Genomic DNA, 14560 nt, shown 5'->3' with positions numbered 1-14560 from the left:
CTTCGCGCATCCTACTCCTCCTGCACTTCACCATGCGTATCAATATATTGATTGACATCTGTCAAAAACTGTTGCCAAGCATCCTCATGCTCTACATAATAAAGTGGGCATTTTTTACCCGTCACATCATAATGACGAATGACATCGTCCGTTGTCAACTGAAAACGTCCCATCAGATATGCCGTCAACTCCACAAGCGAATCGTAAGTCTGCTGATTAAACTTACCTGTTGCATCCGGGTGACAACACTCAATGGAAATCGTGTCGTTGTTTCTGTCATTGGAAGCATAACTGATCTCATTGGTTGGGATGCACTGCACGATCTCTCCGTCAAGCCCCACAATAAAATGACTGCTGGCCATAGTCTCATGACTGTCTTTTAATCCTTCAAAATAATTACGGTTCTGGATCGCAGTGGAACCCGGATTGGCGGTATAGTGTATCACAATCCCCTTGACTTCATTCATCGCAAGTCCCGGTCTGGAATAATCATTGATGGATAAGAGTTCCACATCAAGTTGCGGCTGCTGACTCACTACCTTATGGGCTGTTCTGCCCGAAAATACTTCAACTACCTTGTGTCCGATTCCCAGAAGTATTGTGATGGCACCAACTGTTGCTAAAAAGAGAATCACGATCTCCAAGATCAATTTTTTCTTTTGTTTTTTTGTAAATTTATGTCTTTTCTTCTTCGTTGCCATAAATCTATTATAGCCTTTTTTTTCATTTTCTCAATGCACAATAAAAAAAAGGTGCCAGAAATAAACCAACACCTTCCTAAATGTACAAAGCCGGATATAAAACTCACTCTATGTATTATAAACTGTATATATGAACCTGGGCGGATATCGGTGGCATGTACTATTCTTTTGCCAACACTTTTTCCGCACTTTCCAATGAAAGCACTGACGCCTATAAAAAAAGTACAAATCTGCGCGCAATCGCAGGACTATACACCGAAGCCTGCCAACTCGTTGTTCGGGCACCATCTTTTCTATACTGCTTACAAAGACAGGGCTGACCTTTCCGATCTATATCGGGGCTATGCTCGCTGCCGCCCTCATCCGCAACATTTCCGAATACACCAAGGTAACAACCATTCATATGGGTGAGATCAACGACCTGGGCGGCATCAGTCTTTCCCTCTTTCTCGGTATGGCAATGATCACCTTGAAACTTTGGGAACTTGCCTCTTTGGCACTGCCACTCATCATCTTGCTGGCTGCACAGGTTCTACTCATGATCGTCTTTACCTACTTTATCGAATTCAACATCATGGGGCGCGATTATGATGCCGCCGTCCTGGTTGCCGGAACCTGCGGTTTTGGCATGGGCGCAACCCCAAATGCTATGGCTAATATGCAGGCTGTCTGTGAGGAATATGTACCTTCTGTCAAAGCCTACCTTCTGATCCCTTTGATCTGCAGTCTCTTTGCAGATTTTCTAAACAGTCTGGTCATAACCTTTTTCATCAATTTTGTCTGAAAGGAGATTTCTTTATGTTTGAAAAATTCAAAGAATATGTTGCAGGCAAAAAAGAAGGGTCTGCTTCGGACTACAATCTGACCTATGATGATGTCGCCATCCCGGAAGTTCATCTGCCCAAAAAAGAAAATAAGTAGTAAATAAAAGGAACACCGCCTCTTTGATTATAAAGACCGGTGTTCCTTTTCTTATTCCTTAATTGGCATTTGTATTGTTTGGTTTGGTCGTTTTATTGTTGTCTGTCATATTGTCTGTGGCATTTTCCACACCATTGGTCACATCTTTGACACCATCGGATACACCGTCGGTCACATCCTTAACGCCGTCGCCTACACCATCGACAACATCATCAATGATGCCGCCGCCATTGTCCTCCGTCTTTGTGTCATCACTTGTGTCCTTCTTGTTGCCTCCGGTCGCGTCGTTGACATTCTGCGTTTCGTTCTTATTATTGTCGGTTGTGTTCTTGTTGGTTCCGCAACCTACAAAAGTAGCGAGTGCCAATACCGAAAGTGCCAATACCAGCAGAAGTTTTCCTTTTTTCATCGCGATATTCTCCTTTACACAATTTACCTCGTTCCTTGCAAGGCATTTATAGTATGGCTTGGATTTTCTGTTTTTATACCTAGTCCTATGCGTTTTATCGTTTTCGCTTGAGTGGGAAGATCAGGGCTCCCAGATAACCAAAGATGAGTGCCGCCGAAATCCCCACAGCCCCGGCCTTGAGCCACCTGCAAAAGTTCCTAAGAATCCCTGTTCTTCCACGGCTTCTTTGACGCCTTTCCATAAGACATTGCCAAAGCCAAGCAGGGGCACTGATGCACCTGCGCCTGCAAATTCCACAAAAGGTTCATAGATGCCGATGGCTCCTAAAAGTGCTCCTGTGCAGACCAGAAGTACCATGATACGCCCCGGCAACATTTTTGTTTTTTCCATTAAGATCTGTACCAGGGCACAGATCAGACCGCCAATGACAAATGCTTTTACATAGTCCATCATGCCACCTCCTCATGTTCGATCACGACACCATGAGCAATGCCTGGTACACTGTTGCCCTCATTGAAACTGACCGGAGATAAGAGCGCTCCCGTCGGAATAAATAAGATCCGTTTCCATTTGCCGGATATGACACGGGGCAGATAATAGGATGCCAACGTGACCGCTGAGCAGCCACAGCCGGAGCCTCCCGCACAGGTGTGCTGCTCGTCTGCATCAAAAATCTCCATGCCACAGTCATAGTGATTGTCTGTGATGTCGCATCCACCGATACTGCAAAGTTCTGCCAGGATCTCGCTTCCCACACTTCCCAGATCACCCGTGATGATGGCATCATAATCTTTGGGACTCCGCTCAAAATCTTTCATGTGGTTTAAAATGAGGGCAGATGCTGCAGGAGCCATGGCAGCCCCCATATTCTGTGCATCCCGGATGCCCAGATCCATGATCTTTCCCGTTGTGATGCCTGTGATCTTTGCCCCGGATTTAACCGTTCCCAAAATATAAGCACCGCTGCCTGTGACCGTCCATGTCGAACAAAGTGGTCTTTGGTTGGCATATTCTATAGGGAAACGGAATTGCCGCTCTGCTCCGCCAAAGTGTGAGGAAGTGACCGCAGCAACAAGATCAGCATAGCCTGCCGCAACGCTCATGGCTGCCAAAGATAAGGCTTCTCCCACCGTCGAGCAGGCACCATACAAACCGAAAAACGGTCTTTGAAACTCCATCAAGCCAAAAGAGGATGCAATGGTCTGTCCCAAAAGATCGCCCGCAAAGAGATAGCGCAACTGCTCTCCGTCCATCCCTGCCTTACCCAGTGCCAGCGTCAGCGACTCTTTTTGCATCTCGCTTTCCGCACGTTCCCAGGAATCCGCGCCAAATCGGTCATCCGTACAGATCATGTCAAAACAATCCCCCAGTGGTCCCTCTCCTTCCAATTTTCCAACAACAGATGCCGTCTGCATGATATAAACCGGCTTCGGCAGACAGAGACTGTCCGCCCCCATTTGTATTTGCATACTATCCTCCTCGCCACAGGGACGTTCCTTTTGCCACAAGGAGTGTCCCCTTTGGCTCGTTCCCATGTTTTCATTATTTTTCTATAGGATAGCGTGTGTAAATATGAGGGGAAATATGCATTTGAACATGTGAATAAAAAATGTTACTCTTATGATTGTAAAAATCACATAGGATGACTCTAGCGAGGGAATAATGAAAAAGATTTTATATACGATATTGCAACTGACTTGGGGCTTTCCACAAACCTTGGCGGGCTTTATTATTTTTCTAAAAAACCGTGACTGCCTGCATAAAAATTTCCATGGAGCAATCTGTACTACATGGAAGTTAAAAGCGAGTCTATCACTTGGCTTATTCATCTTTGTTTCTGATGATCCATTTTTCTATTATGAACATGAAAAGGGAAATTATAGCGAGGAAGATTTTTCTCAAATGTTTGCGGTGCATGAATACGGGCACACGATCCAGTCGCTCATCTGGGGACCGCTGTATCTGCTAACTGTCGGCGCGCCATCTATGATCTGGGCGAAAATCCCATACTTTGAGAAGAAGCGCGCAGTTCAACATAAATCTTACTTTGATACTTATCCTGAAAATCAGGCAAACAGGTTGGGTGAAAAGGTGACCAGATTGAAGTCACCTGGAAAGATTACGGCGTGAGTTGGGGGGTGTCATATTATCTAGACTGCAATAGATGCAAAAGGGACGCTCCTTGTGGCAAAAGGAACGTCCCTAACGACCACTGCCCCGGAGGAAGAGGTCTGCCATCTGGGCATCGTACTCATCCGCCGGACGGTAGCGCAGGAGCAAGGTTTTCAGATAAGCCTTGACCGGCTCAGTCTCTTCATCCGGTGTATAAGACGCTAAGGCTTCATCCACGATCTCCTTCATAACAAGCGGTGCGGTTTTCTCATCCACCGCCAGATCCATCAGACCTTTTAATTTTCCACAGGCATAATAATATTCATAGTTTCCCACCAAAATGGATGCCTGCATATCCAATTTCTTTTCTACAGCATTGACTGCCAATTCTTCTACCATTAATTACCACACTCCACACTGATCTCGTTAAATACACCCATGATATCGTCAACTGCAAGATCCTTTTTCTCCTTCCCGGACTTATCAAGAATCGCCTGCCCCTGATGCATCATCAAAAGCCGGTCACCATATTCCACTGCATAACGGAGATTGTGGGTGACCATCATGGTGGTCAGATGTTTTTCGGCTACGATCTTACCCGTCAGTTCCATAATGATCTCTGCTGTCTTTGGGTCTAATGCCGCCGTATGCTCATCTAAGATCAGCATGTCGATCGGTGTCATGGTCGCCATCAAAAGTGCCACTGCCTGCCTCTGTCCGCCGGAGAGGGAACCAACCTGCGTACGCATCTTATCTTCCAGCCCAAGTCCCAGCGGAAGCAGCAACTCCCGGTAATAATCTTCCCGGCTCTTTTTGACGCTCATACCCAGATTGTATGGCTTACCCTTATTGTCCGCAAGTGCCATGTTTTCCAAGATAGTCATATGCCCGCAAGTACCCTTGGAAGGATCCTGATAGACACGCCCGATACTGCGATGGCGCAGATAATCTTTCTGCCTTGTGATATCCTCGCCCCCAATCAGGATCTGCCCCCGATCCACACCGATACTGCCACAGATGATATTTAAAAGGGAAGTCTTTCCCGAACCGTTACTGCCGACGATGGAAACAAATTCTCCATCCTGGATCGTCAGATTGAAATCGTCAAACAGGCACATCTCGCTGACGGAGCCTGCATTATAATATTTGTGAATATGCTTTAATTCGATCATGCCCGCTCCTTTCTACGCTTTCTGCCCTGATATTTCTCGATCCTTGAGGAAAGTACCAGGATCAAGAGGAATAAGACTGCCGTTACCAGTTTTAAGTCCGTGGATTGTAGTCCGATACGGATGGCTGCTGCCACACAGCCCTTGTAAAGGATGGATCCCAGGATCACGCTGATAGAAAATCCAAAAACACTGATCTGTCCGAAAAGTGCTGTTCCAATGATGACCGATGCCAGACCAATGACTGCGGTTCCAACACCCATAGATGCATCAAAAAAACGCTGCTGCTGGGCGAACATGGAGCCACTGAGGGAAACCAGACCGTTTGCAATGGCAAGTCCTAAGATCTTGATCTTGCCCTTGTCAATCCCCATCGAAGTCACCAGTGTTTCGTTGTCCCCGACTGCCTTTAAAAGATAACCGGATTTTGTCTTTAAATACCAATCCAGCACACATTTTACGATCACGACAATGATCGCAATGATGATCAAATTCTTATAAGGCGACAGGGCACCGCCAAGCAAATGATTGGTCAGACTATTGTTATAAATATTGTCATAATTGTAGATCGGCAGATTTGCCTTTCCCGCAATACGAAGGTTGACCGAATAAAGCGCCGTCATCATGATGATGCTGGCTAAAATATCCCGCACCTTTAATTTTACATGAATGAGTCCTGTGATCGTCCCTGCCATAAGTCCTGCTGCAAAACTAAGAAGAAGGGTCAGATATGGGTTCATGCCCTGTGAGATCAAAACAGCAGACAAGGAAGCCCCCAAAGGGAAGCTTCCATCTACTGTCATATCCGGGAAATCCAGGATCTTGTATGTGATATACATACCAAGTGCCATGATCGCGTAGATCATACCTTGTTCAAAAACACTGATAACTAAAGTCATTTTATTCCTCGCTTACTGTGATCGTATCAAATACTTCTGCTTTTTCGGTAAATGTATTTGGTAAATCGATACCTAACTTATCTGCCACTTCTGTGTTTGCGTAGTAACTTGGGTCTGTGATCTTTTCAAATGGCATTTCAGAAGCCTTTGCCTGACCCTTTAAGATCTTTGCTGCCATTTTTCCGGTCTGGATACCCAGTTTCTTGTAGTCGATACCTGCTGCTGCAAGACATCCATTCTTTACCTGCTCTACTTCGGAACCGAATACCGGAATGTTTGCCTGATTTGCATGCTCAAGTACGGTCTGTAAACCGCTGACTACGGTGTTGTCTGTCAGGTTGGTAATGCAGTCTACCTTGCTTACCATGTCTGCTGCTGCCATATCCACATCAGCGATGGTGTTGATACCGGTCTCTACGATCTCAAATCCGTAATCCGGTGCATATTCTTTGTAAGTTTCAATGGTGCTGACTGAATTTGTCTCGCTTGTGGTGTAGATAATACCGATCTTCTTTGCATCAGGCATCAGTTCGCGGATCATCTCTAACTGTTCCTTGACCGGAAGTGCATCGGATGTTCCTGTGATATTTCCTACGGAATTTCCGTCATCATCTGCAAGCTGCGCTGCGACCGGATCGGAGATTGCCGTATAAACAACCGGGATCTCTGTATTCATTGCAGAATTGTATGCGCTCATAGCACAAGGTGTTGCAATGGCACAGATCATATCGACCTTTTTGGAAACATAGTTGTCTGCGATCGTGCTTGCTGTACCGGTATCGGTCTGGGCATTGTCATAAAGGACTGTCAGGTTCTCGCCCTCAACAATACCTTCTTCCTTCAGCCCCTCCAAAAAGCCTTCACGGCAATTATCCAAAGAGCCATGCTCCGCAAACTGGGCAATACCGATCGTGTACTCTGTGTCGGATGACTTCTTGCTGTCACTGCTTGCGTTTCCACAACCTACTGTTCCGATTGCCATCATTGCTACCATCATTCCTGCTACAATTCTTTTCTTCATTTTCTTTTCCTCCTAGAATTCAATACTTTTTCAAAGACATTTGCCATTCTTTGAATGATGTATGAATCGGATTCGGAATTTGGACTGGTAAATAGGATAATAAAAAAACCGCCCCAGAAAAACTCTGAGGCGGTAATAAAATCATTATCGCGGTACCACTCAAATTGGCTGCTATACAACCCTCTCATTCCACATACCATCATACGTGCCAGTTTAGTAACGAGTCTGGTTCCCGTCATCCCCTACTCTGAAAAGATCATTTCAGGCATGCCCTCACAAGTCCATTCCTAACTTTTTGCATTGCCATCTTCCACCAACGATGACTCTCTGTGAATGTTCCAAGATAGTACTTCTCTTGTTCAACGGTTTCTCAAATATATGTTATTTATACTCCAATGTTGTCCCTCTGTCAAGAATTTTTTATAAGGATTTTTACAAAAAATCTTTTCGTACCCTGCTAAGGATTCCATCCGTCACCCCCGTATTGTGCCGCATCCGCCGCTCCAAAGAAGATAGGGTTCGTACCTGCAGATCCAGATCATAGGTCACTTTATGCTTCTTACAATCCAGCCAGCGATCGCATCCATGACCATATAAAGTTCCAGATACATATTGCCCAAGAGAATGGTCTTGAGCAGATGATAATCCTCATAGACACATAAGAGCATTTCATAGAGATAGTATATGTAATACTTGCGGTATTTGTCATAAGTTCCCGGCATTTCCTCTTCCATTTCCTGCCAGATCTTTTCAAAAAAGGCTCCTGCTTCCTCTGCCGTCTTACCATTACAAAGACGATAATAAAGCCGGATACATTTTTTCAGGTAAGCGTTGTTGACCGCCAGATTTGGCAGATCCAACTGATGCGCAATGACCTTATCTACCAGATCCATAGGGAAAAATAACATCTGCCTTGGTGCACCTGCATCCAAATCCTCCTGTTCTCCTACCCGCCTGCTTTCCTGACACCGGTTCCTATAGGCATCTAACACGGCATTTGCCTCAGCACGCTTATCACGCATCAGATGCTCATGCATGGCATCGAAGCACCGGTATTGCCGGTATAAAAGTGCGACGTCAAAACGCTCCTGCGTCTGTGCCTCATCCACCATAGTCTGACGCAGTTCCTGTAAAAATTCTAAAAAAGGAAGATCCTCATTGCCTATCTTCCAAAGGATCTCTCTTTCTTCCTTTTGCCAAGGAAGCATGGAAAGCGGCTCTTTTTCCTCTAAAAACAGGCGTGCCACCTCCGGACAGGCAAGTTCTAAGGCGATCTCCGCAAATGCTTCATAAGAGATCGTGCGCCTCGGATATTCCCTGCATACACGCGGCATCAGATCCGTCCTGCCCTCCTGCTGCAAACCGCACAATCCCTCCCCGGTATGATAGGGACAGGATCCCAAACGCTTTCTGATCTGGGGGCTATCTGTCTTTTGTCCTTTGATATTTCGCAGGAGAGTCTTTCTACGGTCTGCCGGCTCCTGCTCTATCTTTTCCATCGTTTTCGCATCCACCAAAATCTGCCAGCCCTTGCAACAAGTCTTGGGGCATACCCCCTTGCTGCAATGAAATTTATCTAAAAAGGAAATCCCGAAATACTTCATACTATTTGTCCTCATCCGTCTCCTGTGCTATACTGTTCCGCGAACGAAATCATTTACGCTACGAAAAAGGAGATCTTCATGAAATTAGATGCCGTAATCTTTGATATGGACGGAACCATTACAGACACCGAAAAATTTTATAACCGCACCTGGCCACTCGCTTTTGCCGCCTGCGGTTATCCTGATTTTACCAGAGAAGATGCCCTGATGCAACGAAGCCTCAATCACGCGGATGCACAAAAACTCTGGGGCAGCCGCTACGGGGAGGATTTCTCCTTTGAGACCGTGCACCAATACAACACAAAACTGGTTTTGGATCTCATGGAAAAAGAAGGTATCGAGACAAAACCGGGCTTAGACCAACTGCTGACCTATCTCAAAGACCACAAGATCCGGGCGGCTGTTGCCACTGCCACCAAACTGGATCGCGCTTTGGAACGTTTAAAGACAGTCGGACTGGAAAACGCTTTTGATACCGTGATCAGTGCTTCCATGGTAAAACAGGGCAAGCCTCACCCGGATGTCTATCTGCATGTCTGCAAGGAACTGGGCGCGGATCCGGCGCATTGTCTTGCTCTGGAGGATTCGCCTAACGGGATCCGTTCGGCACATGATGCCGGATGTATTACCGTCATGATCCCGGATCTTACCATGCCGACACCGGACATTGAGCCACTGCTTTATGACTGGGCTGGCGATCTTTCCAAGGTCATCCCTCTAATCGAACGCTTACAGGCAGAATAAGAAGACACAAAAAGCAAAAGAGGCATGCACGCAGCATGCCTCTTGTCATTTCAAAAGCCTGTCTTTTATTTACCCTCATAGGTCACAACAGATGCGACATCATACTTTGCCAACTTATCTCTGCCGTGAAGTCCTGCAAGTTCCATCAAGAATACGATCTTGACAACCTCGCCGCCAAGTTCTTCTACCAGTTGTGCAGCAGCCTCGATCGTTCCACCGGTCGCGATCAGATCATCTACCAATACCACCTTTTGTCCCGGCTTGATAGAATCCTTGTGCATCTCGATCGTTGCAGAACCATACTCCAGATCATATGTCTTGGATACGGTAGCGCATGGCAGTTTACCAGCCTTACGAACCGGCACAAATGGCTTGTTCAGCGCATAGGCGATCGGCACACCAAAGATAAATCCTCTGGACTCTGCTCCTGCGATCACATCAAAATCCACGCCATCCAGCAACTTGATCATCTCATCGATTGCCAAATGTAGTCCATCTGCTTCCTGCAAAATACTTGTAACATCACGGAAGATAATGCCTTCCTCCGGAAAATCCGGAATACTTCTTATGTAGTCTTCAACCTTTTTCATCGCTTGACCTCTTATCTTTTATTTTATAATGTCCGATACCCTGCATCAAACACCAAGTCCTATCTCATGTTATACTCATGCGCCCCACATGTCAAGTGGCAGCCTTGCCCTTTTCCAGTATATCTTTCATCTGCTCACAGATCGCAATACTGGTATCCAGATCCAGATTTCTGACACTAGCCGCCAGTTGATCGATCCTTACCTGCAAAGTTTCCTCATAGGCATAGCCCTCCAGCATCTGCATGATCTGATCTATGCCGTCATAATCCAGATTTTCCGCATCGGCACATAACATAGAAAGCATACCAAGGATCCATGCTCTATCTGTCATATTTGGTTTCTTTTCTAACGGCTGCATATGCACCGAAAGATTTTGCCTGCAAGCCTCGACTTCTTCCATCAAAACGCCATGCAGATGTCGCAGACGTTCTTCCTTGCCGTCTCTTGCCGCATATTCTAAGATCCCGGCAAGCGCGGATGCCTGCATGGCTCCGATCAACGCCAGATTGCTCTTTAGGGCATGCACCTTGATCCGATAGGCATCTATCCCCTTAGGGCCGGAAATATCCTGATATAAAAGATCCAGTTCCGCAACAGCGCTCTCACAGCCATTATAAAAATCTTCCACGGATTCCCACAACATCTGCGCATTCAGAAAATGCAAGAGCCCATATTCCCAGTCAAAGCCTTCCACCTGCGGCAGTTCCTGTAAGGCTTCGTGATTTTTTTCACCGTAGACTTCCGAGTTATTGCCGGAAAGTTCTATAGGCTCCACATGGATATTGTGGAGTGCCAGTTGCTCTACGATCAGATTTTCCAAGCGATGGGAATCGATCGGTTTGGACAGATAGTCCGTAAAACCGATCTGCATATACTGCTCCTTGGCACCGATGATGGCATTTGCCGTCAGTACGATGACCGGCGTATCCTTGCAGCGGTTCTCCTGCATGCTCTGCATATAAGAAAAAGTCTCGACACCGTCCAGTTCCGGCATCATATGATCCAAAAGATGATATCATAATGGCGCTTTTTGACCATTTCCAGACAGGTAAAGCCATTGTCCACCTCGTCGATCTGGATCTGTGTATGCTTGAGCAGTTTGCAAAAGACCTTGCGGTTCATGGCATTGTCATCCACAAGGAGAACATGCACATTTGGCGCCAGAAAAGTAAAATGCTGCTCTCTGCTGTTGTCTGCATTCTTTTTATCCTTGACCTGGAAATGCCCAATCGGGGTCCAATCTTTGACACGCTGTTTTAGATCAAAATAAAAGGTAGAGCCCTGCCCATAGACACTCCTGACCTGTAGGTTAGAGTCCATCATATGCAAAAGATTTGCCGTGATCGCCATACCAAGTCCCGTACCCTCGATGTTGCGGTTGGTCTTTTCGTCGATACGCTCAAATGCCTCAAAAAGACGATGCAGGTCTTCCTCCCGGATCCCCGCTCCGGTGTCTTCGATCTCAAAATGCAGGACTTCCGAATCTTCTTCCTGGTGCCCGGTCACGGAAAAATTGATACCGCCCTCTCTGGTGTATTTGATGGCATTGCTCATGATATTATTGATGATCTGGCGCAGGCGCAGGGAATCTCCCCGATACATGGCAGGCAGTTTCTCATCCACATGGATATGCAGATACAAGCCCTTTTCCTTAGCACGCAGACCGAATACCGTCACGGTATCGTGTAGCACATCACACAGTTCGTAATCATCTGCCATCAATTCCATCTTACCGGATTCAATTCTGGAAAAGTCCAAGATCTCGTTGACGATCTCAAGCAGGGATTCCGTTGAAGTCCGAATATCCTGTGCCAGACTTCTGGTATTATCTTCCCTGGTCTCACGCAGGATCATTTCATCCATGCCCAGAACCGTATTGATCGGTGTTCGGATCTCATGCGACATATTTGCAAGGAAATTGCTCTTGGAATGGTTGGCGATCTCCGCCTCTCTCTGCGCATGCTTTGCTTTTTGCGTCACTTCCACCAGAAGTTTGTTTTTCTCCTCCACGATGCTATCCTGCTGCTTTTGCATCCATGCCTGCACCTTGACGATCAGACCTACCGCCACCGTCGTGACAAAGATACTCTGAACCACATCGAGGAAAAAACTTGCCCGCAGCATCTGCCCGTGCACCAATTGTGGATATTTGTAAGAGAGCCAATAACAACCGATGATAACGATAGCATCCAAAGACAACATAACAACAAAATTTACGCCATCCAAAAGCAGGAAAATAAATAGGATTCCCAGCGCAAACCAACTGGACATTCCACTTTCAATACCGCCTTGGGAGAAAAAGATGCCAGGAAATAAAAAGAAGCAACTCACAATAACCATAAAATTGGAGGCTACACCCAGCCGCCCCTTATAATTTGCCAGATAAAAAGGAAGGACAGCGATCAGAATTGCCACAATAAAGATCGGCACCGGCTGTACCGGCAATAGCGATGCTATTGCCATGATAATAGAAAATACTCCGCCCAGCACTGCGACCACGACCATCACATTAAATAGAACCAGCCGCATACCCTTGGTACGCACATTGAAAAAACTTTTGATCTTATCCACAAAACTCTGCATAAATTCCCCCACGATATCACGTCAATATTATGTTTATTATAACGCGACTGCCGCGAAAAAACCATCCTTACTTATTCCAGACTATCCCTTAAGCACAACTTTCCCCATCCTGTCCTCTCAGATGGCATAGGCTCTCCCAGCAAGGGAAGCGCCCCACGCAAAAGATATGCCTTCAACTTTTCCCCATAGGCATATGAATCATTCCCTTCCAGAATCCCCCACTGCATGATCAAGGCAGCCGAACCGGTCACAAAAGGTGTTGCCATGGAAGTGCCGCTTCTCGTCACATAACCACCGCCCGGCGCGCAGGATGTGATATCCACACCCGGTGCCACCAGATCCGGCTTGACTTCCCCGGTCACCCAAGCAAATCCCCTCCCCGAAAAGGAGGCATACTGATTTCTCCTGCTGTCATATGCTCCCACCGAAATGACCTTGTCGGCAGTCGACGGCACCGTCAAAGTCGTTTCCTCACTCGCCTGTAAAAAGCCGGTATTTTCATTCAGACTTCCCCCCGTCTGCAGCCAAAGAGCATAAGAGCCATCCTTGATCCGCCGAGGCAAGAGCCTGATCGTCCAGATGCCAGCATCCACATAATCTGTCCTTGGCAAAAATGCAAAATAAATCTCCTGATAAATCTGGTAGGGACTTGGTGCGTCAAAGAAAACATGAATCTCTGTATTGTTCCATACATAAGATGCGATCTGCCCTTCCCCGACTCCCTGCTCACTATCTAAAAAACGGAAAACCTGACTCTGATCCGGTGCCAAAAGCACCAAATCCACAACATCCTGATAGCGTTTCCAAAATTGCAGATTGACACTGGTCTCATAGACATCCACTGCCAGTTCGATTCTTAATTCCTGTCTGAATGCAGACAGTCTCCCTTGCTGATGCAATGCCTCCTGTCCCTCATTCCCGGTACCGATCGCGATCGCCATCTTCACTGATTTGCCACCTGGGATAGATAAGTCTCCAAAAGCGATGTTCCTGTGTGGGATCCATAGTTATTTCCAAAACTGATATTGATCGCCACCGGTTTCCTTTCCTCTATGGATTTTCGCTTGACATACTCCACTGCTTCCATCAACTGTGTGGTCAAAGGGAATCCACCGGATCGGGCTGTCCCTAGTTTTACGACGATCAGGGGACTTTCATATGCCACTCCCCGGTTTCTCCCCCCGGATGCCCTGCCGTTTCCTGCCGCAATCCCTGCCACATGGGTACCATGCCCGGACGGATCTGTCACCGGTACTAAAGAAAGTGCCGACGTGCGATCCTCCGCTGCCAGCGCCTGATCGATCTGCGCCTTACTGTATTCTTTTCCATCCGCAAAAAGCCATGCGATCCGGCTGCTTCCATCCGCATTGCGAAAATCCGGGTGAAAATAATCAATGCCCGAATCGATAATGGCGACAAAAATCCCCCGGCCAGACAAAGGTCCTACCGGGGTCATCTCTTGTTGTAACGGCCAGATACAGGATGCACGCACGCCCTGTGCCACTCCTGTTACGATCCGTTTGGGTTGCTCTATATAAATCACACTATCCTGCGCCGCCAGCGCCTCGATCGCATCCTCTGGGACAAGTGCCGTGACATAGCCACCGCTCAATTCCTGAAAACTTGCCTGGGGAAAAGCCTGCCGCAAGGTCTGCACCGATCCTGCCAGACGCAGGATCAACTCCCATGACTGGCTTTCTTTTTCATAGCCTGCCGACAGACTGCCGGATTTCTCCAGTTCTTCTGTAGGAAGCTGCAATGCCAGTTGCAGCGATGCATCTATCTTATCGCTGATCACATCCATAAA

At 46.8% G+C, this 14560-nt stretch carries 14 protein-coding genes, 3 pseudogenes and 1 other annotated feature; of the genes and pseudogenes, 4 read left to right on the top strand and 13 right to left on the bottom strand.

Annotated features, from left to right (window positions below; translation table 11 throughout):
* Window positions 1-11 precede the first annotated feature (11 nt).
* Entirely contained in the window at window positions 12-701 is a 690-nt protein-coding gene (locus tag DW996_RS00625) for a peptidoglycan recognition protein family protein (protein WP_118534556.1), read from the bottom strand.
* Between the two features lie 280 nt (window positions 702-981).
* Here DW996_RS00625 and DW996_RS00615 point away from each other — a divergent pair.
* Window positions 982-1485: pseudogene (locus DW996_RS00615) on the top strand (sodium/glutamate symporter); the annotation flags it as partial.
* 14 nt (window positions 1486-1499) lie between these two features.
* Window positions 1500-1622, top strand: coding sequence for a hypothetical protein (locus tag DW996_RS13535; RefSeq protein ID WP_279220136.1), 123 nt, complete (start codon window positions 1500-1502; stop codon window positions 1620-1622).
* A gap of 58 nt (window positions 1623-1680) precedes the next feature.
* On the opposite strand, the gene DW996_RS00610 is transcribed toward DW996_RS13535, so the two are convergent.
* The 3 genes and pseudogenes from DW996_RS00610 to DW996_RS00600 form a co-directional block, all read right to left on the bottom strand.
* On the bottom strand, window positions 1681-2031 hold the full coding sequence (locus DW996_RS00610) for a hypothetical protein (RefSeq protein ID WP_118534555.1): 351 nt from the start codon (window positions 2029-2031) through the stop codon (window positions 1681-1683).
* Between the two features lie 94 nt (window positions 2032-2125).
* Window positions 2126-2481, bottom strand: a pseudogene (locus DW996_RS00605) (SpoVA/SpoVAEb family sporulation membrane protein).
* The gene (locus tag DW996_RS00600) at window positions 2481-3500 is read right to left on the bottom strand and encodes a stage V sporulation protein AD (RefSeq protein ID WP_118280806.1); all 1020 of its coding nucleotides are present in this window, start codon (window positions 3498-3500) and stop codon (window positions 2481-2483) included. The pseudogene DW996_RS00605 and the gene DW996_RS00600 overlap by 1 nt, the downstream one beginning before the upstream one ends.
* Window positions 3501-3693: 193 nt before the next feature.
* Here DW996_RS00600 and DW996_RS00595 point away from each other — a divergent pair, with 193 nt between their 5' ends.
* Window positions 3694-4161, top strand: coding sequence for a hypothetical protein (locus DW996_RS00595; RefSeq protein WP_118534554.1), 468 nt, complete (start codon window positions 3694-3696; stop codon window positions 4159-4161).
* Between the two features lie 72 nt (window positions 4162-4233).
* On the opposite strand, the gene DW996_RS00590 is transcribed toward DW996_RS00595, so the two are convergent.
* The 5 genes from DW996_RS00590 to fliB form a co-directional block, all read right to left on the bottom strand.
* The gene (locus tag DW996_RS00590) at window positions 4234-4542 is read right to left on the bottom strand and encodes a DUF3837 family protein (RefSeq protein WP_118534553.1); all 309 of its coding nucleotides are present in this window, start codon (window positions 4540-4542) and stop codon (window positions 4234-4236) included.
* Window positions 4542-5315 (bottom strand): ABC transporter ATP-binding protein, encoded by a 774-nt coding sequence (locus DW996_RS00585; RefSeq protein WP_118280804.1) that lies wholly within the window; start codon window positions 5313-5315, stop codon window positions 4542-4544. The genes DW996_RS00590 and DW996_RS00585 overlap by 1 nt, the downstream gene beginning before the upstream one ends.
* Window positions 5312-6211 carry an ABC transporter permease gene (locus tag DW996_RS00580; protein ID WP_118280803.1) on the bottom strand — a complete coding sequence of 300 codons (900 nt, stop codon included), beginning with the start codon at window positions 6209-6211 and terminating at the stop codon, window positions 5312-5314. Before DW996_RS00580 ends, DW996_RS00585 begins: the two co-directional genes overlap by 4 nt.
* A gap of 1 nt (window position 6212) precedes the next feature.
* The gene (locus DW996_RS00575) at window positions 6213-7232 is read right to left on the bottom strand and encodes an ABC transporter substrate-binding protein (protein WP_118534552.1); all 1020 of its coding nucleotides are present in this window, start codon (window positions 7230-7232) and stop codon (window positions 6213-6215) included.
* A 122-nt stretch (window positions 7233-7354) separates the two neighbouring features.
* Window positions 7355-7604: a binding site (T-box leader), on the bottom strand.
* Window positions 7605-7777: 173 nt separating this feature from the next.
* Window positions 7778-8836 carry a flagellin lysine-N-methylase gene (gene fliB, locus DW996_RS00565; protein WP_118534550.1) on the bottom strand — a complete coding sequence of 353 codons (1059 nt, stop codon included), beginning with the start codon at window positions 8834-8836 and terminating at the stop codon, window positions 7778-7780.
* Between the two features lie 78 nt (window positions 8837-8914).
* Between fliB and DW996_RS00560 the strand changes: the two genes are divergently transcribed.
* The gene (locus DW996_RS00560; protein WP_118280799.1) at window positions 8915-9580 is read left to right on the top strand and encodes an HAD family hydrolase; all 666 of its coding nucleotides are present in this window, start codon (window positions 8915-8917) and stop codon (window positions 9578-9580) included.
* Window positions 9581-9645: 65 nt separating this feature from the next.
* Here DW996_RS00560 and DW996_RS00555 read toward each other — a convergent pair whose 3' ends face one another.
* From DW996_RS00555 to DW996_RS14655, 4 genes and pseudogenes are all read right to left on the bottom strand, one after another.
* Window positions 9646-10170: an adenine phosphoribosyltransferase gene (locus DW996_RS00555; RefSeq protein WP_118280798.1), complete on the bottom strand. Its 525-nt coding sequence runs from the start codon at window positions 10168-10170 to the stop codon at window positions 9646-9648.
* A gap of 91 nt (window positions 10171-10261) precedes the next feature.
* Window positions 10262-11167 carry a response regulator gene (locus tag DW996_RS00550; protein ID WP_243098649.1) on the bottom strand — a complete coding sequence of 302 codons (906 nt, stop codon included), beginning with the start codon at window positions 11165-11167 and terminating at the stop codon, window positions 10262-10264.
* The gene (locus tag DW996_RS00545; RefSeq protein ID WP_118534548.1) at window positions 11164-12753 is read right to left on the bottom strand and encodes a hybrid sensor histidine kinase/response regulator; all 1590 of its coding nucleotides are present in this window, start codon (window positions 12751-12753) and stop codon (window positions 11164-11166) included. Before DW996_RS00545 ends, DW996_RS00550 begins: the two co-directional genes overlap by 4 nt.
* A gap of 71 nt (window positions 12754-12824) precedes the next feature.
* Window positions 12825-14551 (bottom strand): annotated as a pseudogene (locus DW996_RS14655) (S8 family peptidase).
* Window positions 14552-14560 lie beyond the last annotated feature (9 nt).

Origin of the sequence: Roseburia sp. AM51-8, from assembly GCF_003478275.1 — a bacterium.
GTDB classification, from domain to species: Bacteria; Bacillota; Clostridia; order Lachnospirales; family Lachnospiraceae; genus Pararoseburia; species Pararoseburia lenta.
Note: the sequence above shows the minus strand (reverse complement) of the source record. Positions and strands in the feature narration are given on the sequence as shown.

Coding starts and splice junctions, on each gene's coding strand:
- DW996_RS00625 (WP_118534556.1), bottom strand. CDS start 701: ATGGCAACGAAGAAGAAAAGACATAAATTTACAAAAAAACAAAAGAAA.
- DW996_RS13535 (WP_279220136.1), top strand. CDS start 1,500: ATGTTTGAAAAATTCAAAGAATATGTTGCAGGCAAAAAAGAAGGGTCT.
- DW996_RS00610 (WP_118534555.1), bottom strand. CDS start 2,031: ATGAAAAAAGGAAAACTTCTGCTGGTATTGGCACTTTCGGTATTGGCA.
- DW996_RS00600 (WP_118280806.1), bottom strand. CDS start 3,500: ATGCAAATACAAATGGGGGCGGACAGTCTCTGTCTGCCGAAGCCGGTT.
- DW996_RS00595 (WP_118534554.1), top strand. CDS start 3,694: ATGAAAAAGATTTTATATACGATATTGCAACTGACTTGGGGCTTTCCA.
- DW996_RS00590 (WP_118534553.1), bottom strand. CDS start 4,542: ATGGTAGAAGAATTGGCAGTCAATGCTGTAGAAAAGAAATTGGATATG.
- DW996_RS00585 (WP_118280804.1), bottom strand. CDS start 5,315: ATGATCGAATTAAAGCATATTCACAAATATTATAATGCAGGCTCCGTC.
- DW996_RS00580 (WP_118280803.1), bottom strand. CDS start 6,211: ATGACTTTAGTTATCAGTGTTTTTGAACAAGGTATGATCTACGCGATC.
- DW996_RS00575 (WP_118534552.1), bottom strand. CDS start 7,232: ATGAAGAAAAGAATTGTAGCAGGAATGATGGTAGCAATGATGGCAATC.
- fliB (WP_118534550.1), bottom strand. CDS start 8,836: ATGAAGTATTTCGGGATTTCCTTTTTAGATAAATTTCATTGCAGCAAG.
- DW996_RS00560 (WP_118280799.1), top strand. CDS start 8,915: ATGAAATTAGATGCCGTAATCTTTGATATGGACGGAACCATTACAGAC.
- DW996_RS00555 (WP_118280798.1), bottom strand. CDS start 10,170: ATGAAAAAGGTTGAAGACTACATAAGAAGTATTCCGGATTTTCCGGAG.
- DW996_RS00550 (WP_243098649.1), bottom strand. CDS start 11,167: ATGATGCCGGAACTGGACGGTGTCGAGACTTTTTCTTATATGCAGAGC.
- DW996_RS00545 (WP_118534548.1), bottom strand. CDS start 12,753: ATGCAGAGTTTTGTGGATAAGATCAAAAGTTTTTTCAATGTGCGTACC.